This window comes from Azospira oryzae (assembly GCF_004217225.1).
In the GTDB taxonomy this organism is placed as follows: Bacteria; Pseudomonadota; Gammaproteobacteria; order Burkholderiales; family Rhodocyclaceae; genus Azospira; species Azospira oryzae.
This window is the reverse complement of record NZ_SHKM01000001.1, coordinates 1,629,066-1,651,034: the sequence shown is the minus strand read 5'-3', so window position 1 is coordinate 1,651,034 and position 21,969 is coordinate 1,629,066. Positions and strand designations below refer to the sequence as shown.

The 21,969-nt window shown below is 63.5% G+C and carries 19 protein-coding genes; 2 read left to right on the top strand and 17 right to left on the bottom strand.

Annotation, left to right across the window (positions count from 1 at the left end; genetic code table 11):
* Position 1: 1 nt before the first annotated feature.
* From EV678_RS07490 to aspA, 13 genes are all read right to left on the bottom strand, one after another.
* Complete coding sequence (locus EV678_RS07490; protein WP_130459045.1) at positions 2-670, bottom strand: energy transducer TonB; 669 nt, start codon at positions 668-670, stop codon at positions 2-4.
* Positions 671-723: 53 nt separating this feature from the next.
* Positions 724-4,227, bottom strand: coding sequence for a pilus assembly protein (locus EV678_RS07485; protein ID WP_130459044.1), 3,504 nt, complete (start codon positions 4,225-4,227; stop codon positions 724-726).
* 35 nt (positions 4,228-4,262) lie between these two features.
* Positions 4,263-4,895 (bottom strand): pilus assembly PilX family protein, encoded by a 633-nt coding sequence (locus EV678_RS07480; protein WP_050804331.1) that lies wholly within the window; start codon positions 4,893-4,895, stop codon positions 4,263-4,265.
* Positions 4,896-4,899: 4 nt separating this feature from the next.
* Entirely contained in the window at positions 4,900-6,021 is a 1,122-nt protein-coding gene (locus tag EV678_RS07475; RefSeq protein ID WP_130459304.1) for a PilW family protein, read from the bottom strand.
* A gap of 18 nt (positions 6,022-6,039) precedes the next feature.
* The gene (locus EV678_RS07470) at positions 6,040-6,417 is read right to left on the bottom strand and encodes a type IV pilus modification PilV family protein (RefSeq protein ID WP_014238497.1); all 378 of its coding nucleotides are present in this window, start codon (positions 6,415-6,417) and stop codon (positions 6,040-6,042) included.
* Complete coding sequence (locus tag EV678_RS07465) at positions 6,411-7,025, bottom strand: GspH/FimT family pseudopilin (RefSeq protein ID WP_235832416.1); 615 nt, start codon at positions 7,023-7,025, stop codon at positions 6,411-6,413. The genes EV678_RS07470 and EV678_RS07465 overlap by 7 nt, the downstream gene beginning before the upstream one ends.
* Positions 6,974-7,435: a type IV pilin protein gene (locus tag EV678_RS07460; RefSeq protein ID WP_014238495.1), complete on the bottom strand. Its 462-nt coding sequence runs from the start codon at positions 7,433-7,435 to the stop codon at positions 6,974-6,976. Before EV678_RS07460 ends, EV678_RS07465 begins: the two co-directional genes overlap by 52 nt.
* 127 nt (positions 7,436-7,562) lie before the next feature.
* Positions 7,563-8,912 (bottom strand): sigma-54-dependent transcriptional regulator, encoded by a 1,350-nt coding sequence (locus EV678_RS07455; protein WP_130459043.1) that lies wholly within the window; start codon positions 8,910-8,912, stop codon positions 7,563-7,565.
* Positions 8,909-10,789 carry a sensor histidine kinase gene (locus EV678_RS07450; protein ID WP_130459042.1) on the bottom strand — a complete coding sequence of 627 codons (1,881 nt, stop codon included), beginning with the start codon at positions 10,787-10,789 and terminating at the stop codon, positions 8,909-8,911. Before EV678_RS07450 ends, EV678_RS07455 begins: the two co-directional genes overlap by 4 nt.
* Before the next feature lie 74 nt (positions 10,790-10,863).
* Entirely contained in the window at positions 10,864-11,631 is a 768-nt protein-coding gene (locus tag EV678_RS07445; RefSeq protein ID WP_014238492.1) for a sulfite exporter TauE/SafE family protein, read from the bottom strand.
* A 112-nt stretch (positions 11,632-11,743) separates the two neighbouring features.
* Entirely contained in the window at positions 11,744-12,094 is a 351-nt protein-coding gene (locus EV678_RS07440) for a GlpM family protein (protein ID WP_130459041.1), read from the bottom strand.
* A gap of 20 nt (positions 12,095-12,114) precedes the next feature.
* Positions 12,115-13,428, bottom strand: coding sequence for a dicarboxylate/amino acid:cation symporter (locus EV678_RS07435; RefSeq protein WP_014238490.1), 1,314 nt, complete (start codon positions 13,426-13,428; stop codon positions 12,115-12,117).
* Between the two features lie 91 nt (positions 13,429-13,519).
* Positions 13,520-14,938, bottom strand: a complete 1,419-nt coding sequence (gene aspA / locus EV678_RS07430; RefSeq protein ID WP_014238489.1) for an aspartate ammonia-lyase — start codon at positions 14,936-14,938, stop codon at positions 13,520-13,522.
* A 336-nt stretch (positions 14,939-15,274) separates the two neighbouring features.
* Between aspA and EV678_RS07425 the strand changes: the two genes are divergently transcribed.
* Together EV678_RS07425 and ssb are read left to right on the top strand one after the other, a co-directional pair.
* On the top strand, positions 15,275-16,453 hold the full coding sequence (locus tag EV678_RS07425; RefSeq protein WP_130459302.1) for an MFS transporter: 1,179 nt from the start codon (positions 15,275-15,277) through the stop codon (positions 16,451-16,453).
* Between the two features lie 32 nt (positions 16,454-16,485).
* Positions 16,486-16,980: a single-stranded DNA-binding protein gene (ssb, locus tag EV678_RS07420; RefSeq protein WP_014238487.1), complete on the top strand. Its 495-nt coding sequence runs from the start codon at positions 16,486-16,488 to the stop codon at positions 16,978-16,980.
* 105 nt (positions 16,981-17,085) lie between these two features.
* Here the strand turns inward: ssb and EV678_RS07415 are convergent, their stop codons facing one another.
* The 4 genes from EV678_RS07415 to EV678_RS07400 form a co-directional block, all read right to left on the bottom strand.
* A complete protein-coding gene (locus tag EV678_RS07415; RefSeq protein ID WP_130459040.1) occupies positions 17,086-17,766 on the bottom strand; it encodes a PLL family lectin in 681 nt (226 codons plus the stop codon).
* Positions 17,767-17,964: 198 nt separating this feature from the next.
* A complete protein-coding gene (locus tag EV678_RS07410) occupies positions 17,965-19,221 on the bottom strand; it encodes a two-component system sensor histidine kinase NtrB (protein ID WP_130459039.1) in 1,257 nt (418 codons plus the stop codon).
* 15 nt (positions 19,222-19,236) lie between these two features.
* Positions 19,237-19,755, bottom strand: a complete 519-nt coding sequence (locus EV678_RS07405) for a chemotaxis protein CheW (RefSeq protein WP_130459038.1) — start codon at positions 19,753-19,755, stop codon at positions 19,237-19,239.
* Between the two features lie 11 nt (positions 19,756-19,766).
* Complete coding sequence (locus EV678_RS07400; protein ID WP_130459037.1) at positions 19,767-21,938, bottom strand: HAMP domain-containing methyl-accepting chemotaxis protein; 2,172 nt, start codon at positions 21,936-21,938, stop codon at positions 19,767-19,769.
* Between the last annotated feature and the right edge of the window lie 31 nt (positions 21,939-21,969).

The following is a 21,969-nucleotide window of genomic DNA, read 5'->3' as shown; positions in this document are numbered from 1 at the left end:
TTCAGGGGGCCGCCGTGGTTTGAGGCGGCCTGGGGCGAATCGTCACTTCAATGCGCAGCCGGCTCTTCACCGGCTGTCCGTCCTTTTCTGCCGGCAGGAATCGGGCCGATCCGAACTGCTGGGCGACCAGGGCATTCAGTCGCTCACTGAGATGGGTGGATTCCGTTTCCACCTTGTCCACTTTGCCCTGCTCGTTAATGTAGAGCACCAGAATGGCTTTGCCAGACCCCTCTTCGTCATCCACCACGCTGGTATCGATCGGGCTGGCAACGTGCGGACGTTGGGTCACTTCCGCCGGGGGGTAGTAGTACGGTACCGGAATGCCGATGTCCGGTTTCCCGCCCTCGGATGAACTGGCGCCCTCGGAACTGTCCCTCTGTGTATTTTTCTCAACGATATCTGGGGCGGTTGTCAGTTGTGGCGCCGCGGCTGGCGGCGCCTGCAAGCGTAGTTTGTCCTCTAATGCCCGTATGGGTGGGAGCGGGGCAGTCAACCCCAGCCGGACTTGCAGTGGTGTGTATGCATTGCCAAGTTTGGCTTCCAATCCAAGCGCAAGGCGAGGACTGCCACCGAGTGTTCCCGGCGGGAGGCTCAGCAGCAAGACATGCAGGCAGCAGGAAAGAAGTAGGGCCGAGGCCAGCTGTTGTCGATGCATCAGGGGAATAAGCATTACGCCCCTTGCGGGGCGTAATGTGGTTGGTTCCGGAGAATTGCTGCGGAAGGTCAGTTGGCCAACTCCCGCCACATCATGCGATTGCCACTGAGATTGCCGCCGCCGTTGCCGGTGCTGATGGGAAGGGTCATTGCCCCGCCCTTGAGATTGCCGTCGGCAGTGATGGTGAATACTTTGGGTGTTCCCCCCGGCAGTTTGATCACAGTCAGGCCGACGATGGGCGAGGTGAAGGTGTAGATGGCTCGGCCGCCGTCTACGCCGCCGCCGCTCTTGTAGTCCAGGAAATAAAGCTGGCTGGAGCCCCCCGGCTGGCAGGCACTGGCTTCGGGAACGATGCTGGAGAACATGACGGTACCGAAGAAGAGCTGGGCATTGAGATAGACCCGTTCTTTGCCCATCGGCAAATCCAGGTACCAGCCGCCATGGATGTTCCAATTGACCTCCGGTCCGCCAACCTCAGTGCCGTTGGCTACCTTGGCAACCATGGAGCCCCGGCTGATGGTGCTTGTGCCATCGTCTTTTACTGCATAAAAGGACTGGGAGGCCGGGTTGTCCAGGTCATCCTGTCCCAGATAGCGGCCGGTACCGAAGAAAAGAACCGTTTTGCCGTCAATTTCACCAATCTCGGGTGCGGCGGTGATGGCTTGGGACGAGCCGAGGGTCATGATCGGGGAGACTGTGCCTGCTGACAGGTCGAAGCGCCACATGTTGCCGAAGAGGTCGCCGCCATAGGCAGCCACCGCGGTGTTGTCCTTGGCAAAATCGTCGGCCTTGACGTTGATGCGACCGAGGCCGCTGGGATTGCCGGAGCTACCCGTGTTGGTCGAGAGGGTCTTGATCAGGGCACCGGTACCTGCATCCACCATGAAGATATAGCCCTTGCCATCAGCGGTCGGATAATTGGAACCTTCGGGAATGTTGTTATAGCCGGAGGGCAACAAGGCCACCCAGCGCCCATCTACCTTGGATACCAAGGGGGAGCCGTAGCTGTAGCCCATATTGGGGTTGTCATCTGCCGAGAAGGTCCACAGTACTTTGGGTGCGCTCGGAGTGGTGATATCGAGCGCGTAGTAGCCGCGCCCACCCTTGCCCAGGCCGCCAATCAGTATGGTTTTCCAACTGCCGGTGACGAATGCATCGGTAACGATGATGGGGCCATCCACGAAGTAGCGGTGGTTGGTGGCGTAGTCCTTGTCCGCCAGGCGCCACAGGTCCTTGATGATCATGGGCGGTACATAGGCCCAGCTCTCGGCACCGGTGGCAGCGTCGAACGCATGCAGCATGCCGTCGTTGGCGCCGACATAAACCATGCCGGTCCGGCCTGCCTGGGCGGCCTTGAACTCGGCATAGCCCGCATCCAGGAACTCCAGGGAAGGAGTCTGTACGTAGACCGGCTGGCCGTGAACGATATCGCCGAGGACGGTGGAGCGATCCCGGTAGAGGCGGTTGTAGCTGCCAAAAGCCACGTCCCGTTCCTGGTCCTCGTAGCGGTTGTGTCCGCGGACATAATTCAGCATCAACTCGCCGGTCGCCGTGCTTTTGTCGGCAGCACTCCAGTCCAGGTATTGGCTGAGCTTGGTGTTATCAAAATATGCTTTTTGCGCCGCAGTCAGATTGGCCCATTCCAGCGCCTTGAGGGTGCTGCCACTGGAGGTATAAATAGCCCGGGTGTCGGTGTTGCCGACGGCGGGAATTTTGCTGTTGAGCTGAGGAGATGCCTTCCAGGTGGCATTGGCGGATATGTTGCCGGTGCTGAGGTCAATGGTGTAGGCAGATAACTCGCCTTCCCAGGCAACGGTGCGGTAATTGGCAACATAGATGTAATTGTCCCCAGCCGTCGGTTCCAGGGCTGACGTTGCTGCTGCGGCGCCGGAACCGCTGCTGGCCTCCATGGCCCCTAGCGCGCTGGCCAGGCCGTTGACCAGAGCTTCCGGGTTGCGGGCGCTGAAGTAGGTGCCGCGGCCATTGACGGCTGCATGCCAGAGATCGTCAATACGGTCTTCATCCGAGGCATCCAATGGGTCCGGCCAGTTCTTGGTGCCTTGTTTGATATCGTAGTAGGCGCCGGAGGTGGCCGTCTTGTAGCCGTCCTGATAGGTCAGGTTGCCATCCACACCGAGACCGATGGTGAAGGTGGTCATGTGCTGATGCGTGGCTACATCGTCCTCCTCCAGTTTGGTACCAGCCGGCGGAACATTGTTCGGCATGTCGGTACGCAGGTCGGTGTGATAGTAGTAGTAGGCTACGTCGGCAAGGGTGCTGCTTTTCTTCAGCGCGTCGAAGGAAGGCCGTGTCGCAGTAGCGACTCCATCCTGATCGCCGACTGCTGTTTTCCCGTCTTCCTTGGTTGGTCCATAGGTAGACGTTTCGTCGTTGGTATTCCAGTAGCCGTCGGTCGAGAGAATCGTGAAGTTACGTTGGCAGGAATACTGGATGGGGTCCGCTCCCAGCTTGCCAGCATAAATTCGACCTGCTTTGGCCAGGGCACCCCGGAGCGGTGTACTGACGGTAGGGTCTCCCTTGTACAAACGGGTAAACCAGGTGTTTTTCTGGGTGGTGTCAAAATTATTGATGGCCAGGAAAGTATTGCTATCGGTGGCCCCCTTGTCGCTGATGGTGGAAAAGCCGACCCGTGCGTGGAAATAATTCTTGTCGAGGGGGTCGCTGGCATTGGGGGTGCCGCGGATATCGGCAAATGCCTGTCCAACGGCAGTCTTGGTCATCTGCATCCGGGTCCGGTACCAGGCATGCCAGTTGGCAAAATTGGTCATCTCCTGGGCGTAGGTGCGTGTCGTTCCGTTGGGGCCGGGATAGCTGGTGGTGCTGGGAACGATACTTACCCGTTTCCAGTTGCTGTAACGGACATATCGGTAGGTCGAGGATTTCTGAGCTTGGCAGGTGCCGGCCTTGCCGAATCTCGGGCCGCTGCTTTCCTGGGCAGAACACCATTCGACGGTGGCCGTGTAGTAGAACGGGCCGCCGTAGCGGGTCTTGATGTTGCTATAGGTGCCGTTGGGATAGCTATAGGCATTGGCGCCATCGATCTGGGATACGCAGTTGCTGCCGTTGACGTCATCCCATCCATTTTTACAGGCGACCCGTTCCGGATAGTTGGTAACCAGATTGATCGAACTGCCGCTCTGGATACCGTAACCGTCATAAGGAACATTGGTCCAGGTGGTGTAATTGGTCTTGTCGCTATTGTCGGCGTTCTTAGGCGGAGTGTAGTTCACCATCGGGTTGTAATAGACCCGATTGAACGCGCTTAGATAATAAGGAGCATCGCCGTTAGTACAACTGGTCAGACTGGTTCCCGTACTGCGGCAATAGCTGCCATTGACGTAATCGGGCATGTAATCCCAGTCCATACTGCCCGAGTTATCCAGGATGAAATAGATATTCGGCAGAATGTTCTCGGTAGTGGCATTGGCCAGGGGAATATCGGCCAATGGCGTTTCTGCAGCACCGATGCCGGTGGGAGTGGCGATCAGGGTGTAGCCCAGGGCGAGTGCAAGCAGACGGACCGAGGGGGATAAAACGGGAGATTTTTTCATGTTCGACTCCTTGGAGTGCGTCGACCGAATGCCACTCAAATGACGATGAAGGCCTGTAGGTAGCTGATATTGTTCCGCGCCCCGGAAACCCGGATGGTGACGCGGTATACGCCCATTGAGGCAATTTCCGGGTCCCAGGAGGGGGGTTGGTAGTTCGAAAGGCCTCCGACCACCCCCTTGCTACTATCTGTGCGAATGTACTGCCGCGTGGAACAGGTGGATGAGTCCAACGGACCAGTGGTGTCGCACAGGCGGTGGATGACATAACAGACAGTGTTGCCAACGCTGTCCTTGGCTTGGCAAGTGGGAGTGGTGGGGCCTCCCTGACCGTCCCAATTGACGTTGTCACTGGTGTCGCCGGGAGTCACGTTGCCGGTCAGGTCCAGCATGTCCTGGCTGGTGGCGTAATAGCCATTGCCAGGCCGGTCCCCGGTGAGGGAGCTGGAGTTGTTCAATAGCCACGTGCGGGCCGTTTCAATCCCCTGGTCACCGCTCAGGGTGGCGCTCTGCTGAAATGCCAGATTGCGGGCAATCAACGTGCCTGTATCCACCGAACGGATCAGGGCAACGCCGGCGATCGACATGGCAACCAGCACAATGAGGGCGACGAATAGGGCCAGACCTTCCTGGCTTCTTGGTGAAGGCGGAATATGGTTGGGCATGGTCATGTCCTCACACGTTGCCCCAAATGACGTTACGTAGCGGCACCACCGTTTCGAACACCTTGTAACGGTAGCACTGCCAATCAGCCGGGAATGTGGTGATGTCAAATTTGGCCCAGGAAGACCAGGCAGCCACAGCTTCTTCTGTCGTTGTTTTGCAGGTTCCGTCGGAACCTGGCTTCTCATACTCTGCGCTGCGCGCCACGACGGCGACGCGCAACGCCTTGATCCGCTTTGAGTTGGCATTGCTCAGGGGGGCCGCCCAGGCTCCTCCTGCATCTACCCAGTCGGTGATTTTCTGAGGGCACGGAGTGCCGGCACAGACGTCCGTGATGCCGTACTGGGCTTGCAGGCTGAGGATGTCGGGAGCGATCTGGAAGGTCTGGAGAACCCCGTTTGCGTCCGGTTCCTGCAATTCGAGTTGCCCATTGGTAATACGATAGGTCTTCTGGCTGAGTTGCGGGAAACATTGCAAGTCCGCGCCCTTGTCGTATGCCGGCCAAGCATTGGCAAGCTTATAGGCCCCCGGTGGATTGTAGGAAGGAGCGCCCAGGCCGCTTTCCGTCCAGATGGTCAGCGTAGGTTTTTCTACCTTGGTGATTTGCACCAAGGTGCAGGTGCCGCTCTGCTGAATGAGGGCTAGCGGTTTTGGTACCGCAACTGTCGGTGTGCAGCCGTACAGACTGCGGACGCGCATGGATTCCGAGCCTGCCGCTGGCTTGGCGGTCAGCGCAGTCAGTGCAAACTTGTAGTTCGCATTGGCAGGGTTGTCGAAGTAACGGATGCTTATCTGATCCGGCCCGGTTCCACCTTCAGAAATGACGGCCGGCGTGAGCAAATTTGGGACTGCCCCGGGCGCGGATACCCCGTCATCGATATAACTGAAGACGCGGTCGCAGTCTGAGAACGTGTGTGCGTCGAGGCCCCAACCAGCTGCTTTGACGTCACTTTCCACCATGCTCAAGGACAGGGCGCCGTTGGTTTGGGCGTCGGCTGCACCTGTGGTTCCCCGCTTCTGGCGCTCGGCGGAGGCAAATACCTGGAACACCACGATGGAGGCAATCATGCTGATGACCATGCCCACCATGATCTCAACTAGGCCGAAACCCCTGCTTTTGTTATGCCGACTCATGTGACTCTCCTACGCCGCTCAAATCGGTGGATTGCCAACGATTTGGGCAACGGTGGAATACGTGTTTGACGATGCATCGCCCGGCATCTTCCATTCCACGGTTACCGTAACGGTCGTGCCGTTGATTTCTGTGGTGCGCTTTCCGTTAGGCAGGGCATCGATCTCCTTTTTGCTTTCGGCATACGCACCCAAATTGTCCCGGTCTCCCCACAATTCACCAATGCGTTGATTGGCAACGAATGCTGCGTCGACCCGGCTCTTTGCCTGGGTGACAGCTTTCGTTGAGGCTGCTTGCAGGCCGACGATCGCCAGGATGCCAAAAGAGAAAATCAGTACCGCAATCAGTCCTTCCAGTAGAACCGAGCCGCGTTGTTGGTGGGGAGTGAGGGTCAGCATGATCTGGGATCTCCCGTAGCACTGATGTGGGGGTCGCAGAGGCGGATTTGTCCTCCGGTGCTGATGGTGATGCGCATGTCGTTGGATTTGTCTGCTGCCAGTACCGATTCCGGTACGTCGACATTTATTCTGGTGATGATCGAAGATCCATCAAGGTTCAACATCGCAACCGGCAGGCGGCCAAGGCTGTTGAAGGTGATTGTCGTGGCGTCTCCTGGCGTTGGCGTCAGGATGGCATTGCGCGATCCTTCTCCCGCTGTGGTCTGCTGGATGATGGTGCCGCTGGCGGCTTCTCTTACTGTCCAGCCTGTTCCGCCCTGTGCCCCGGGATTGCCCAAGACGAATTCAACCGCTGTATTGCGCTTGACTGCTTCATTCCTGGCCAATTGAATGCCGGTCATCACCGTTTCGCTTGCTGTTCTGATCTGGGCGTTCTGAATCCATTCGGAAAAGCTTGGCATGCCGAACGTCAGCAAGATCGCCAAGATGACCAGTGCAACAGCCAACTCAATCAGTGTCGCACCTGCCTCAAAAGGCAGATGGCGGGGGGCTCTGCCTAACACGATCCGTCCTTCTTGGTGACCCAGCAGTTGTTGTTCGCTGACCACCCGGAGCCTGCGCTAGGAGTGGAGCGGTTGTTGTCCTGATCAATCCGCAAAGTAAAGCCGGACATGGTGCTCTTCCCAGTCGCTTCAAGGCGATAGGTGTTAGCTGCCACATTGGCACAGGAGAAGGTGAAACTCTTGCTGCTGGTGGCATCGTCGGCACAACCGGGAGCGTTAACGTAGGTCCGGTTGTTGTCATAGAACTGCTCGACTTGGACCCGCTTGGCAGCGAGAAGGGAGGTCGCCTCGGTCAAGCGGCTGCGGACGATGTAGTCCTGATAACCCGGGATGGCAATGGCTGCCAGAATGGCAATGATGGCCACCACGACCATGAGTTCGATAAGAGAAAATCCTGCTTGCCGGGAACTTCCAGTATTGGTGGGCGGCAGGTAGGAAAGCGGGGCATTGGGCATGGGAAGCTCCTACGGGTCGTTTAGCATTAATTTGGAATATGGCGGGGATTAATACAATTCCTGCCGACTATCGGCAAGTTTACCTTGATGAGTGGTTTCCCCTGCCAGTCCCGGCCCCGGTCACCCGTTAGCCCGATGGCTGGTTGGCCAGGCCGTATTTCCGGATTTTGTCGTGTAGCGTGGTCTTGGCGATTCTCAGGTCTTCCGCGGTCCGCGCCAAACTGCCCTGGTTTCTTTCAAGGGCTTCGGTGATGAGGGCCCGTTCGAAGCTGTCCACGGTTTCGGCCAGGGAGCGCTTTTGAGCGGGCGACTCCGCGGTGAACGGAGCCACCCCCGCCTCAATCCCCAGCACGCAACGATCCGCCACGTTCCTCAGTTCCCGCACATTCCCCGGCCAGTCATAGGCCAGCAGGGGCCCCATGCGCGCCGGATCGGCGGCGGGCACCGGGCGCTCGTGGCGGGCGGCGGCTTGCAGCAGGAAGTGTTCGAACAGCAGGGGAATGTCCTCCCGCCGCTCCCGCAAGGGCGGCAGGGGCAGGGTGGCGACGTTGAGCCGATAGTAGAGGTCGGCGCGGAAGCGGCCCTGGTCCGAGAGTTCCTTGAGATCCGCCTTGGTGGCGGCGATCACCCGGCAATCCACGGGAATGGGCGTGTTGGAGCCCAGGCGTTCCAGGCTGCGCTCCTGCAACACCCGCAGCAGCTTGATCTGCATGGCCATGGGCATGGACTCGATTTCGTCCAGGAACAGGGTGCCGCCGCTGGCGTGCTCGATCTTGCCGATGCGCTTCTTGGCGGCGCCGGTGTAGGCGCCGGCCTCGTGGCCGAAGATTTCGCTCTCGAACAGGGTCTCGGGCAGGCCGCCGCAGTTGATGGCGACGAAGTTGCCGTTCCGCCGCGGGCCGGCTTCGTGCAGGCAGCGGGCCGCCAGTTCCTTGCCGGTGCCGGTCTCGCCAAAAATGAGGATGTCGGCGGCGCTGTTGCCCAGGTCCGCCACCAGCTGGCGCACCTTGACCATGGCCGGGGAGCGGCCGATGAGGCGGGCTTCCAGGGTATCCCGGCTTTCCAGGCGGGCCCTGAGTTGCCGTACTTCCAGGGTCAGGCGGCGTTTGTCCAGGGCGCGGCGTACCACTTCCACCAGGTAGTCGGGGGAAAAGGGCTTTTCGATGAAGTCGTGGGCGCCGCCCTTCATGGCTTGCACCGCCAGGGAAACGTCGCCGTGGCCGGTGATGAGCACCACCGGCAGCTCCGGGTCGATGGCCTGCAGCTCCTTGAGCAGGGCCATGCCGTCCATACCCGGCAGGCGGATGTCGCTGACGACGATGCCGGGAAAGTCCCGGGTCAGACGGCGGCGGGCCTTCTCGGCGCTATCGACGCTGCTCACCGGAATATCTTCCAGTTGCAGGGCCTGTTCGCAGCCCAGACGCACGTCCGGATCGTCTTCCACCAGCAGCACTTGCAGGGACTCTTGTTGGCTCATGAGAGGGCTCCAGGGGCGGCGGGAGCGGCCGGCAGGTCCAGGGTGAACACAGCGCCGCCATCGGGGTGGTTGTCCCCCGTCAGGTTGCCGCCGAAATCGGCGACGATACCGGCGGAAATGGCCAGGCCCAGGCCCAGGCCGCTGCCGGCTTCCTTAGTGGTGAAGAAGGGCTCGAACAGGTGGCTGCGGGCTTCCTCGTCCAGGCCCGGGCCCTGGTCCCGCACCTTCACCTCGATGCGCTCACCCTGGCGCCGGGCGCTGATGTCCAGGGCCTGCTGGGGACGGCCGGCCATGGCGTCGAGGGAATTGGCGGCCAGATTGACCAGCACCTGTTCCAGCCGGTTGGGGTCGCACCAAGCCAGCAGCTCTTCCTCGGGCAGGTCGATGCAGGCCACCACGCCGGCCCGTTGCAGGCGCTGTTCCAGCAGGAACAGGGCGTTCTCTACCGCCCGCCGGATGGGCACGGCCTGGGGCTTGCCGGTGGATTTGCGGGCGAAGGACTTCAACTGGCCGGTGAGGCGGCCCATGCGGTCCACCAGTTCGCCGATACGCTCCAGGTTGCTGCCGGCGGTTTCCTGGTCGCCCCGGGCGAGGAATTTGCGGGCGTTGCCGGAAAGGGTGCGCAGGGCCGCCAGGGGCTGGTTCAGTTCGTGGGCGACGCCGGCGGAGAGCTGGCCGAGTACCGCCAGCTTGCCGGCCTGCACCAGCTCGTCCTGGGCGGCGCGCAGGGTACGCTCGGCCCGGGTGCGCTCAGCCACTTCTTCCTGCAGGCGGGTGTTGGCGGCGGAGAGGTCGGCCGTGCGCTCCTCCACCTTGCGTTCCAGCTCGTCGTGGGCCTTCTGCAGGGCTTCCCGGGCGGCCAACCGGTCCCGTACATGGCGGCGGCGTTCGTTGAACATGAGGGCCAGGATGCACAGGAAGGCGGCGCCGATGCCGGCCAGGGCGGCCCGGTTGGCGGCGATTTCACGCACCTGCTCCTGGTGGGAGAAAACGGTGATGGTCCAGGGGGTGCCCGGCAGGGGCTGGGTCTGGGCCAGGAACTTGCCGGCCACCGGGAACATGGAAACCATCTCCGGCCCGGCCTTGGGCAGGCGCACCAGACGGGCGCCGTGGTCCAGTTCCGCCAGCTCCACCACCCCCAGGGGGTTGAGGGCGCGGCGGTTGTACTGCTGGGTCTGGTCGAAGGCACGGCGGGTGGCATCGTCCAGGGGCTTCAGGGTGGTGAATTTCCAGTCCGGCACCGAGGCCAGGATGACCACGCCGTTCTCGTCCGCCACCAGGGCCGGAGCCTCCACGGTGGACCAGGTCTTTTCCAGCTGTTGCAGGCCCACCTTGAGCACCGCCACGCCCACCGTGCCCTGGGCGTTGGTCAGGGCCGAGGTCAGGTAGTAACCCGGCTCGCCTCGGGTGGTGCCGATGCCGAAGAAGCGGCCGCTGCCCGTATCCATGGCCTGGCGGAAATAGGGGCGGAAGGAGAGGTCTTCCCCCAGGTAGCTATCCGGGCGGCGCCAGTTGCTGGTGGCCATGACCCGGCCATTGACATTGAGGACGTAGATGGAAAGGGTGCCGGCCCGCTCGTTGAGCTGCTCGAGGTATAGATTGAGCTGTTCGATCTGGGCCGGCGTGGGCTTGGGGGTGGTGAGCAGGTGCAGCACGTCCTTTTCCAGCCCCAGGGTGGTGGGGAAGTAGGCGTACTTGTCGATTTCCCGCTCCAGGCTGGTGGCGTAGAGGTCCAGCCGGTGCCGGCCCGTGGCCTGCAGTTCGGCCAGGCCCATGGCCAGGCTGAAGCGGAAGGCCAGCAGGCTGGTGCCGCCCACCAGGGCGGCGAAGCCCAGGAGCAGGATGGCGAGGCGGAAGAGGCGCTGGCTGGGTGGCATGGAGCGTGGCGGTGGTGGTGGGAAGCCCCGTTCGGATTTCCGGATTATGCCGCTCCCGGGCCCTTTGCGGGGGCTCAGGCGGCTGGGGCGAGCATGTCCCAGGCAAGCTTGACGATGAGCACGGCCACCACGACGAGGAAGGCCTGGCGTACGAAGCCGGCGCCCCGCTTGAGGGCCAGCAGGGTGCCGACCTGGGCCCCGGCCAGGTTGCAGGCGGCCATGATCAGGCCCACGGTCCACAGGATGGGGCCGTGGCTGGCGAAGAAGGCGATGGCGGAAAGGTTGGTGGCGGCGTTGATGACCTTGGCGCTGGCCGAGGCCTTGAGGAAGTCCATGCCGAACAGGCGGACGAAACCGAAGATGAGGAAACTGCCGGTGCCGGGGCCGAAGAAGCCGTCGTAGAAGCCGATGGTCAGGCCCAGGAGGGCGCCGCGCCAGCGGTCGGCGGGCACCAGCTCGCGGCTGGCGCTATGGCCGAAGTCCTTGCGGCGGAAGGTGTAGATGGCCACCGCCAGCATCAGCACCAGCACCAGGGGGCGCATGGCCTCCCGGGGCAGCCAGGCCACCACGGCGGCGCCGAGCCAGGCGCCCACCAGGGCGGCCAGGGTGGCCGGCAGGACCACGGCCCAGGGAATGGGGACGGCCCGGGCGTAGCGCCAGAGGGAGGCGCCGGTGCCGGCGATGGACGACACCTTGTTGGTGCCGAAGAGGGTGGGGATGGCCGTCTGGGAAAACTGGGAAAGCAGTACGGGAATCTGGATCAGTCCGCCGCCGCCCACCACGGCATCGACCATGCCGGCGAAAAAGGCTGCGGGAGCGAGGAGGAACCAGTTGATATCCATGGCGATAAAGGAAAAAAGTGCCCGGCATTGTATGCCGGGCCTAAAGCGGAGGGATAAAACAACGTTTGGCGGGCGGCCCCCGGTCAAATCCGGGCGCCTCCCGCGACATGCTTCAGTTCCCTTGCGGGAACAGGCGGCTCCAGGCCAGGAGCAGCAGGCCGGCGCTGCCCAGCCAGGCCGCGGTGGCGCTGGCGAGGGTCAGGCCCAGGCTGCAGCGCAGGCTGAGCCAGGCCACCACCAGCAGATAGACCCCGTAGGGCAGCAGGGACCACAGGCCGAAAATGGCCGTGGTGCGCAGGGCCGCCCCGCCCCGCTCACTGCCGACGATGGCGTGGGCAATGAGGGCAAAGGTGGGGAACAGGGGCACCAGGCCGGCGATGAAAAAGCTCTTGCTGCGGGACAGCAGGGCAATCAGCAGGACGGCCAGGGCCCCCAGCAGGCTCTTCAGGAACAGGGCGAACATGGGGGCTCCGGCCGGACGGATCAGGCGGCGGCCTTGGCGGTGACCAGGGAATCGTCTTCCGGCACCGGCAGGGATTCCTCGGCCTCGGCCAGCTCCTCGCTCACCGGGTCGATGGCCCCTTCCCACTTGGCCACCACGGCGGTGGCGATGGAGTTGCCCAGCACGTTGGTGACGGTGCGGCCCATGTCGAGGAAGTGGTCGATGCCCAGCACCAGCAGCAGGCCGGCTTCCGGCAGGTTGAACATGGGCAGCACGGCGGCCACCACCACCAGGGAAGCCCGCGGCACACCGGCGATACCCTTGGAGGAGACCATCAGCACCAGCAGCATGGTGATCTGGGCGGTCAGGCTCATGGGGATGTCGTAGGCCTGGGCGATGAACAGGGCCAGGAAGGTGGTGTACATCATGGAGCCGTCCAGGTTGAAGGAATAACCCAGGGGCAGGACGAAACCGGTGACGCGGGTCTTGATGCCGAACTTTTCCAGCTGTTCCATCAGCTTGGGATAGACGGACTCGCTGGAGGCGGTGGAGAAGCCCACCAGCAGCGGGCCGCGCACCAGCTTGATGAGACGGAACACGTCCTTGCCCAGGACGATGAAGCCGGCCAGGATCAGGAGGGCCCACAGGGCGGCCAGGGCGACGTAGAAGCTGAGCATGAACTTGCCGAACACCAGCAGCATGCCCAGGCCGTTGGTGGTGATGGCACCGGCCACGGCGCCGAAGACGCCGAAGGGAGCGAAGCGCATGACGTAGTCGGTGACCTTCAGCATCACGTGCACCACTTCGTCCATGGTGTTCACCAGGGAGCGGGCGGCCTGGTTGTGCAGGTGGCCCAGGGCCAGGCCGAAGAACACGGCGAAGACCAGGATCTGCAGCACTTCATTGCCGGCCATGGCTTCCATGATGCTCTTGGGGAAGACGTGGGTGATGAAGTCCTTCAGGTTGAGGGCCGAGGTTTTCAGGTTGAGGCCGGCGGCGGACTCGGGCAGGGGCACGCTCAAGGCGTGGCCCGGCTGCAGCACATTGGCGAAGAGCAGGCCGATGAAGAGGGAACAGAAGGAGGCGCAGATGAACCAGCCCAGGGCGCGGCCGCCGACGCGGCCGACAGCCTTGGCGTCGCCCATGTTGGCCAGGCCCGCCACCAGGGTGGCGAAGATGAGGGGGGCGATGATCATCTTGATCAGGCGCAGGAAAATGTCGGTGAGGATGCTGAAATAGCCGGCGATTTCCTTGGCGCTGGCGGCGTCGGGGGCCATGGTGTTGCAGGCATAGCCGACGCCGACCCCGGCCAGCATGGCCAGGACGATCCAGGTGGTGAGCTTGTTCATTTTCATCGAAGGGCTCCGTTGCCGCGGGGGCGGCGGTCAAGATCAGTAAAAGTCAGAAAAAAAAGGGGCCGGCAGCGGGCTGCCGGCGCAAACGGTTTCAGCCCTGGCGGTGGGGCAGGGCGCGGGGTTGGGTCAGCACTTCGGGGCGCAGCACGTCGTCCAGCTCGGCCCGGCTCATGAGGCCCCGGGCCAGCACGATCTCGGCCACGCCCTTGCCCGATTCCAGGGCTTCGGCAGCCACCGAGGTGGCGGCGGCGTAGCCGATGTACGGGTTCAGCGCGGTGACGATGCCGATGGAGTTCTCCACCCGGGCCCGCAGGGCATCCCGGTTGGCGGTGATGCCGTCCACGCAGCGGTCGGCCAGGGTCAGGCAGCCCTGACGCAGGTGATTGACGCTCTTGAACAGGCTGTGGGCGATGATGGGTTCGAAGGCGTTGAGCTGGAGCTGGCCCGCCTCGGCGGCGAAGGTGACGGTCTGGTCGTTGCCGATGACCTCGAAGGCGATCTGGTTCACCACTTCCGGGATCACCGGATTGACCTTGCCCGGCATGATGGAGGAGCCGGCCTGGCGCGGCGGCAGGTTGATCTCGCCGAAGCCGGCGCGGGGGCCGGAGGAGAGCAGGCGCAGGTCGTTGCAGGTCTTGGACAGCTTCACCGCCACCCGCTTCAGGACGCCGGAGAGCTGCACGAAGGAACCGCAGTCCTGGGTCGCCTCCACCAGGTTGGGGGCGGTGATGACCGGCACGCCGCTGGTTTCGGCCAGCAGGCGGCAGACCAGGGGAGCGTAGTCCGGGTGGGCATTGATGCCGGTGCCGATGGCGGTGGCCCCCAGGTTGATTTCCCGGATCAGGAGGGCGGCTTCCTTCAGCCGCTCCTCGTCTTCGCCCAGCATCACGGCGTAGGTGGAGAATTCCTGGCCCAGGGTCATGGGCACCGCGTCCTGCAGCTGGGTACGGCCCATCTTCAGCACGTCCTTGAACTCCTCGGCCTTGCGCTCGAAGGTGCGGCGCAGATAGGCCAGGGCGTCCACCAGGCGGAAGATGCCGACGTAGGTGGCCAGCTTCAGCGCCGACGGGTACACGTCGTTGGTGGACTGGCTCATGTTCACGTGCTGGTTGGGATGCAGGTGCTGGTACTCGCCCTTGGCATGGCCCATGATTTCCAGGGCCCGGTTGGCGATGACCTCGTTGGCGTTCATGTTGGTGGAGGTGCCGGCGCCGCCCTGGATGACGTCCACCACGAACTGTTCGTGCAGCTTGCCGGCGATCACCTCCTGGCAGGCGGCGACGATGGCCTGGGCCAGGGGGGCTTCCAGCAGGCCCAGTTGCTCGTTGGCCTTGGCGGCGGCGAGCTTGATCTGGGCCAGGGCCCGGATCAGGTCCGGGTAGATGGAGATGGGGGTGCCGGTGATGGGGAAGTTCTCCACCGCCCGCAGGGTATGGACGCCGTAATAGGCCTCGGCCGGGACCTTGCGGTCGCCCAGCAGGTCGTGTTCGACGCGGTGTGGCTGGTTCATGGTGTCTCCTCTGTTCTGATGTGCCCGCTCGGCGGCGGTCCCTGTTCTCCAGCACGGGCCGTGCCATCGGGAGGGAGGTGGATCTGGTTTTTAGTGGCTTGTTTTTTATGGGGTTTTGACCGTCGTTTTGGGGGTGTCGTTCGGCTTTCCGGACAAAGGCTGAGCATGGCGTTCGGAAATCCGAATGGATAGGCCGGCGGCGGCTCCGTGGGGCTGCGGCGCTTTTCGTGGCGCCGGGCAAACCTGCTAAGATTCGCCCCTGCTTCTTCCCCCCATCCCTACCTGCTCCCTGTGTCCGCCAAGCCCCTGACCGCTGCCGCTCCCGCCGGCGATGCCATGACCCCCGAGGAACGCCGCGCCGGCGCCAGCCTGGCCTCCATCTTTGCCCTGCGCATGCTGGGCCTGTTCCTCATCCTGCCGGTCTTCGCCGTCTACGCCCACACCCTGCCCAGTGGCGACAATGGCCTGCTGGTGGGCCTGGCCATCGGCATCTACGGGGCCACCCAGGCTCTGTTCCAGATTCCCTACGGCATCGCCTCGGACCGTTTCGGGCGCAAGCCGGTGATCGTCTTCGGCCTGCTGTTGTTCGCCCTGGGCAGCTTCATCGCGGCCGCCGCCGACGACCTGCCCATGATCATCGCCGGCCGGGTGCTGCAGGGGGCCGGTGCCATTTCCGCCGCCGTCACCGCCCTGGCCGCCGACCTCACCCGGGAACAGCACCGCACCAAGGTGATGGCCATGATCGGCTCCTCCATCGGCCTGGTCTTCGCCCTCTCCCTGGTGGCGGCCCCCCTGCTCTACGCCGCCATCGGCATGGCCGGCATCTTCGCTCTCACCGGGGGGCTGGCCCTGTTGGCCATCGTCGCCCTGTACAAGGTGGTGCCGCCGGCGCCCAAGGTGCTGGTGGATGGCGGCCGCACCCGCTTTGCCGACGTGCTGTTCCATCCCCAGCTGCTGCGTCTCAACTTCGGAGTTTTCGTTCTGCACCTGACCCAGACCGCCATGTGGGTGCTGATCCCCGCCACCCTGGTCAAGACCGGCGACCTGCCCCTGGCCGAGCACTGGAAGGTGTATCTGCCGGCCGTGCTGGTGTCCTTCGCCTTCATGGTGCCGGCAGTGATCGCGGCGGAGAAGTACGGCCGCATGAAAATGGTCTTTAACGGCGCCGTGGTCCTGTTGCTCCTGGTGCAGGCCGGTTTCGGCCTCTTCGGCCAGGGCCTGTGGCCCCTGGCCCTGCTGTTGACCGCCTTTTTCGTCGCCTTCAATATCCTGGAAGCGACCCAGCCTTCCCTGATTTCCCGTATCGCACCGGCGGAAGCCAAGGGAGCGGCACTTGGCATTTATAATACGACCCAGTCTCTCGGGTTGTTCCTTGGCGGCGCCGTCGGCGGTATGCTGGCGCAACGTCTGGGGGGCGATGCGGTGTGGTGGTGTACCGGAATCCTGAGTCTCGTCTGGCTGGCCCTGGGGCTGACCATGAAACCGCCGGTCCGCGCCCAGCAGCGCCCGGCCTGAATTCAACATTTTTTACTATTGGGGAAACATCGATGGCTGCAGTCAATAAAGTGATTCTTTTGGGCAATCTGGGGGCCGATCCGGAAACCCGTTACATGCCCAACGGTGACGCTGTGGCCACTGTCCGCCTGGCTACCACCGAAACCTGGAAAGACCGCAATTCCGGCGAGAAGCGTGAAGCCACCGAATGGCACCGGGTGGTGTTCTTCCGCAAGCTGGCCGAGATCGTCGGCCAGTACCTGAAGAAGGGTTCTTCCGTCTATATCGAAGGCCGCATCCGTACCCGCAAGTGGCAGGACAAGGACGGCCAGGAACGCTACACCACCGAAATCGAAGCCACCGAAATGCAGATGCTCGGCGGCCGTGGCGGCCAGGGCGGCCAAGGTGGCGGCAGCGGTGCCTCCTACGGCGGCGGCGACGACTTCGGTGGCGGCGATTTCAGCCCCCGTTCCTCCGCTCCCGCTGCCTCTGCGCCGAAGAAGAAGGCCCCGTCTTTCGACGACATGGACGACGACATTCCGTTTTAAGAGCCGTCCAGTCTCTTGCACTGAAGAAAAGCCCGGAATCCGTAACGGATTCCGGGCTTTTTCATTGCAACCGGCACGCCGGTGTGGGAACGGTGCCCGTCCAGGTCAGGGCACGCCGAGGGATTCCCAGTTGCTCCAGTTGTCCTTCTGGCCGCCACCCTGCCAGATGTGCCACAGGGCCCGGTCCGAACCCAGGGCGAAGGCTTCCAGGGGACCGCTGGTGCCGGCGTTCTCGGCCACCAGCAGTTGGCCGATGGCAATGCCGCCCGGCGGTTGTCCCAGGGACGACCAGCCATTCCACCCGCCCGGGCCGTTGGGAGATTGCCAGTTGTGCCAGAGGGCGCCATCGGTGGCGATGGAAAAGGCTTCCAGGGTGCCCTTGCCGGCATTTTCCACCACTTCCACCGAGGTGATCAGGGCTTTGGGACTGGGGGAGCCGAGGGATTCCCAGTTGCTCCAGTTGTCCTTCTGGCCGCCGCCCTGCCAGATATGCCAGAGGGCCCCGTCGGAGCCTGCGGCGAAGGCTTCCAAGGGGCCGCTGTCCCTGGCGTTGCCGATCACTTCCAGCTGGCTGATGAAGACGCCGGCTGGGCGGCCCAGGCTGGACCAGCCGCTCCAGCCGCCGGGGCCGGTGGGCGACTGCCACGAATGCCAGAGTTCGGCATTGGGGCCGATGGTGAATGCTTCCAGCGGGCCGTTGTTGGGATTGTTCCTGATGATGTAGTTGGTCTTGCTCATGCTTGCCTCCTTGGTGATCTTGCACAGGCCGGAGGCTGGGGGTGCCATGATGAAGGCAATCCAGGGAAGTCCGGCGACCCGCCGTCTGAGCGGTTGAGAAGCGGGCAGACGGCAGTTGGAAAACAATAGTCTGTCGCCGGATTATTGCAATATGACTTTGGTATGTTTTGGCGTTGGCTTGCTCTCATCCCCGCTGATTACGAGGCGATTCGCTTGCATTCAAGTTGCACCAACGGCCAGGATTGATCATTCGGCTGCCTTCGCCTGAGGAAGGTTGTTTTGAAGTGGCAGGTGGAGGGTGAAGCGGCTGCCCAGGCCCGGGCTGCTTTCCACCTCGATGTTGCCGCCGTGGAGGCGGGCGACGGTGTCGGCGACGGAGAGTCCCATGCCTTCGCCGGAACCCACCGGCCGGGTGGTGAAGAAGGGATTGAAGATGCTTTCCAGATGCTGCGGCGCGATGCCGCAGCCGTTGTCCTCCACCGTCAGGCAGATCTGGCGGCCGTCGGGGCAGCTGCCGTGCAGGCGCACCATGCCCTCGGCCGGGATGGCCAGCAGGGCATTGTCGATGAGGTTTTCCAGGGCCTGCTGCAGCCGTTCCGGCAGGCAGTGCAGCGGCGGCAGGGCGTCGTAGCGCTGTTCCAGGCGGAAGTTGTGGCGTTTCTGGCAGGCCCGTTCCGCCGCAGTGCGGCAGATGGCTTCCAGGTCGGCCTGGCGCCATTCGCCGCTGGCGCAGGTGCTGGAGAACTCCAGGAGATGGCGTACCACCGTGCTCACCCGGGAAATGCCCTGGCGGGTTTCGGCCAGCACCTGGGGGGCGTCCTGGCGCAGGAAGTCCAGGTCGATGCGCTCCCGGCCGGGCGGTTGCTGGCCGGCGGCGCTCTCGTAGGCGTCCACCAGGGTCAGCAGGTCCTCCAGGTGCCGGGCCATGGCGCCCAGGTTGCTCTGGATGTAGCCGAGGGGCGTGTTGATCTCGTGGGCCACGCCGGCGGCCAGCTGGCCGATGGCGGCCAGCTTTTCGGCATGGAGGAGCTGGTCGTGGGTCTGGGTCAGGCGGCGATTGGTCTGTTCCAGGGAGGTCAGGGTGTCCTGCAGGGCCCGTTCGGCCCGTTCCCGCTCGCTGATGTCGTTGAACATGAGGACGGCGCCGACCGTCTGGTCCTCCTCCAGGATCAGGGCCTGGTTGCACTCGACGACAATGCTGGAACCGTCCCGCTGCAGGAACACCTGGCGGCGGTGTTGGAACTCCGCCTCCCCCGCCAGGGGATTGGGTTTGTCGCCATAGAGCACGGCAGCCACCGGCCGGGTCAGCATGTCCTCCACCGGCCAGCCCAGCAGGCGCGAGGCAGCCGGGTTGGCGAAGGTGATGCAGCCGTTGGTATCCAGGCTGAAGATGCCTTCACTGGCCGAGTGCAGGATCAGTTCGTAGGTGCGGCTCCAGCGGGCGAAGGCGGCCAGCACCTGTTGCTGCTGCGAATCCTCGGCGGGGTTGTGGTCCGGTTCCATGGAGTTCCTCCCTGCTCAGGCCGCGGCGCATTCGCTGTCCTGGACCAGCGCGTGAAAATCGTCCTCGGCCAGCACGTGGTTGAGATCCAGGACCAGGATGAAACCCTTGTCCATTTTGGCCATGCCCCGGATGAAGTCGGTGCGCAGGTGGGTGCCGAAGGCCGGCGGCGGTTCGATCTGGGTGTCCGGGATGTCCAGGACCTCGTTCACCGCATCCACCATGATGCCCACCACCTGGGTTTCCTCGGCGGTGGGGGTCTCGACGATGACGATGCAGGTGCGCCGTCCGACCACGGTCGGTGCGTGGCCGAAGCGGCGGCGCAGGTCGATCACCGGGACCACGGCGCCGCGGAGGTTGATCACGCCGCGGACCGAGTCGGGCATCATCGGCACCACCGTCAGGTGGCCGTACTCGATGATTTCCCGGACGTTGAGGATGCCCACGGCGAACAGCTCATTGCCCAGCTGGAAGGTGAGGCACTGGGTGCGGGCCTCCGTCTCCCTCTCGGGAGCGGCGGTGACTGGTGCGTTCATGGCCATTCTCCTTAGAACTGGACGAAGTCGCCGCCAGCTTCCACTTCGGCAGAAGCGCTTTCCCAGCTTTCCTGCCGGGATGCCTGGCGCGGTGCCTGGCCGGACTTCTTGGTGCCACGTACCTGCACGTTGCGCTGGGTGGTGCCGTGACCGGTGTTGAAGAAGCCCATCAGCTGCTGCAACTGCTCGGCCTGGCCGGTCATTTCCTCGGCCGTCGCCGCCAGTTCCTCGGAGGAAGCCGCATTCTGCTGGGTGGTCTGGGTCAGCTGGGACATGGCGCTGTTGATCTGGCCGACGCCCAGGGCCTGTTCCTTGGAGGCCGCGGTGATTTCCTGCACCAGGTCGGAGGTCTTCTTGATGGAGGGGACGATCTCGTCCAGCAGCTTGCCGGCGTGTTCCGCCAGGGAGACGCTGTTGCCCGCCACCTGGCCGATTTCCTGGGCCGCCACCTGGCTGCGTTCGGCCAGCTTGCGCACTTCGGCGGCGACCACGGCGAAGCCCTTGCCGTGGTCCCCGGCCCGGGCCGCCTCGATGGCGGCGTTGAGGGCCAGCAGGTTGGTCTGGTAGGCGATGTCGTCGATGATGCCGATCTTGGCGGCGATGGACTTCATGGCGGCCACGGTGTCGGTGACGGCCTTGCCGCCGTCCACCGCCTGGGTGGAGGCCTTGCTGGCGATGCCGTCGGTGACGCTGGCGTTCTCCGTGTTCTGGTTGATGGAGCTGCTCATCTGCTCCATGGAGGCGCTGGTCTCCTCGACGCTGGAAGACTGCTGCGAAGCGGCAGAAGAGAGGGCCTGGGAGGTGCCGGAGATCTGCTCGCTGGCGTTGCTGAGGGCGTCGGCGGCGGTACGCACTTCGGCGACCACGGTGCTGAGGCGGCCCACCATGCTATTGACGCAGTCCTTCAGGTCCTGCAGCTTGCCGTGGTAGTTGCCATTGATGCTCTGGGTCAGGTCGCCCTGCTCCACCGACTGCAGTACCCGCATGGCTTCGTTGAGCGGGGTGACGATGGCATCCAGGGTGTCGTTGATGCCGACCACGATGCGGCGGAAGTCGCCGGTGTGGCGTTCAGCATTGGCGCGGGTTTCCAGGCGGCCCTGGAGGGCGGCGGTGGCCAGGGTGGAGGTGTCCTCGATGAGGGCCTTGAGGTTGGCGCGGACCTGCTCGATGACGTGGTTGATGAAGACTTTCTTGCCCGGGAGCTGTTCCATGGGGGCCTCGAAGTTGCCCTTGCCGAACTCGGCGACGCAGGCCATGGCTTTCTTCTTCACGGCGATGTGCCCGCCCACCATGTTGTTCACCCCTTCCGCCACGGTGCGGAAGCCGCCCTGGTACTTTTCCACGGGCACGATGACGTCGATGTCGCCCAGGTCGTGTTCCCGGCTCATGTGGTTCATGTCGTCGATGAGGCTGCGCACGGCAGTCTGCATACGCACCACGTTGGCCAGCAGCGCATCCTTGTCCACTCCCTCCAGGGGGATGTCCTGGGACAGGTCGCCCTGGGCCACCCGATCGACGCAGGCGGCCACCATGGCGGGGTCGGCGCCGAGCTGGCGGGAGACGGAGCGCATGATGAGGATGCCCAGACCCACCACCAGCACCAGGGTGATGCCGCTGAGAACGGCGGACTGCCATTCGGCAGCGCTACTCAGGCTTTCCGCCTCCTTGGCGGACTGGGTGCCCAGGTCCAGGTTGTACTGCAGGTGGGCGAGGAAAGCGTCGTTGATGCGGTTGAAGGCGGCCTGGTTGGCCAGCAGGTAGTCCCGGGCCTGGGCCATGCGGTTCTCCCGGGAGAGGGCCATGGTCTGTTCCCGCACCTGGCGGTAGGCTTCCAGGGCGTCCCGGTCGTCGCGCAGCAGCTGCCGGTCCTTCTCGTCCGAGACCAGGCTCTCATAGCGTTTCAGCGAGTCTTCCAGTTTGGCCATGTTGGTGTTGATACGGCCTTCGATCTCGGCCATGCGTCCCTTGTCCTCCAGGGTGATGTGCTGCCACACCTGGGCCCGAATGCTGGCCAGGGGCACGTAGGCTTCCTGCAGCACCCGCACCGAGGGCAGGGAGTTGACGTTGGAATAGTTGGTGATGGTGAATACCCGCTCGATCTGGTAGGCCGAGAGACCGGCGAGGACGATCAGGCCGAGGGCGGCGCTGCTGATCAGCAGGATGAGGCGTTGTTTGAGGGTCATTGCATGCTCCTTCGGGCGAAGAAATCGGTCT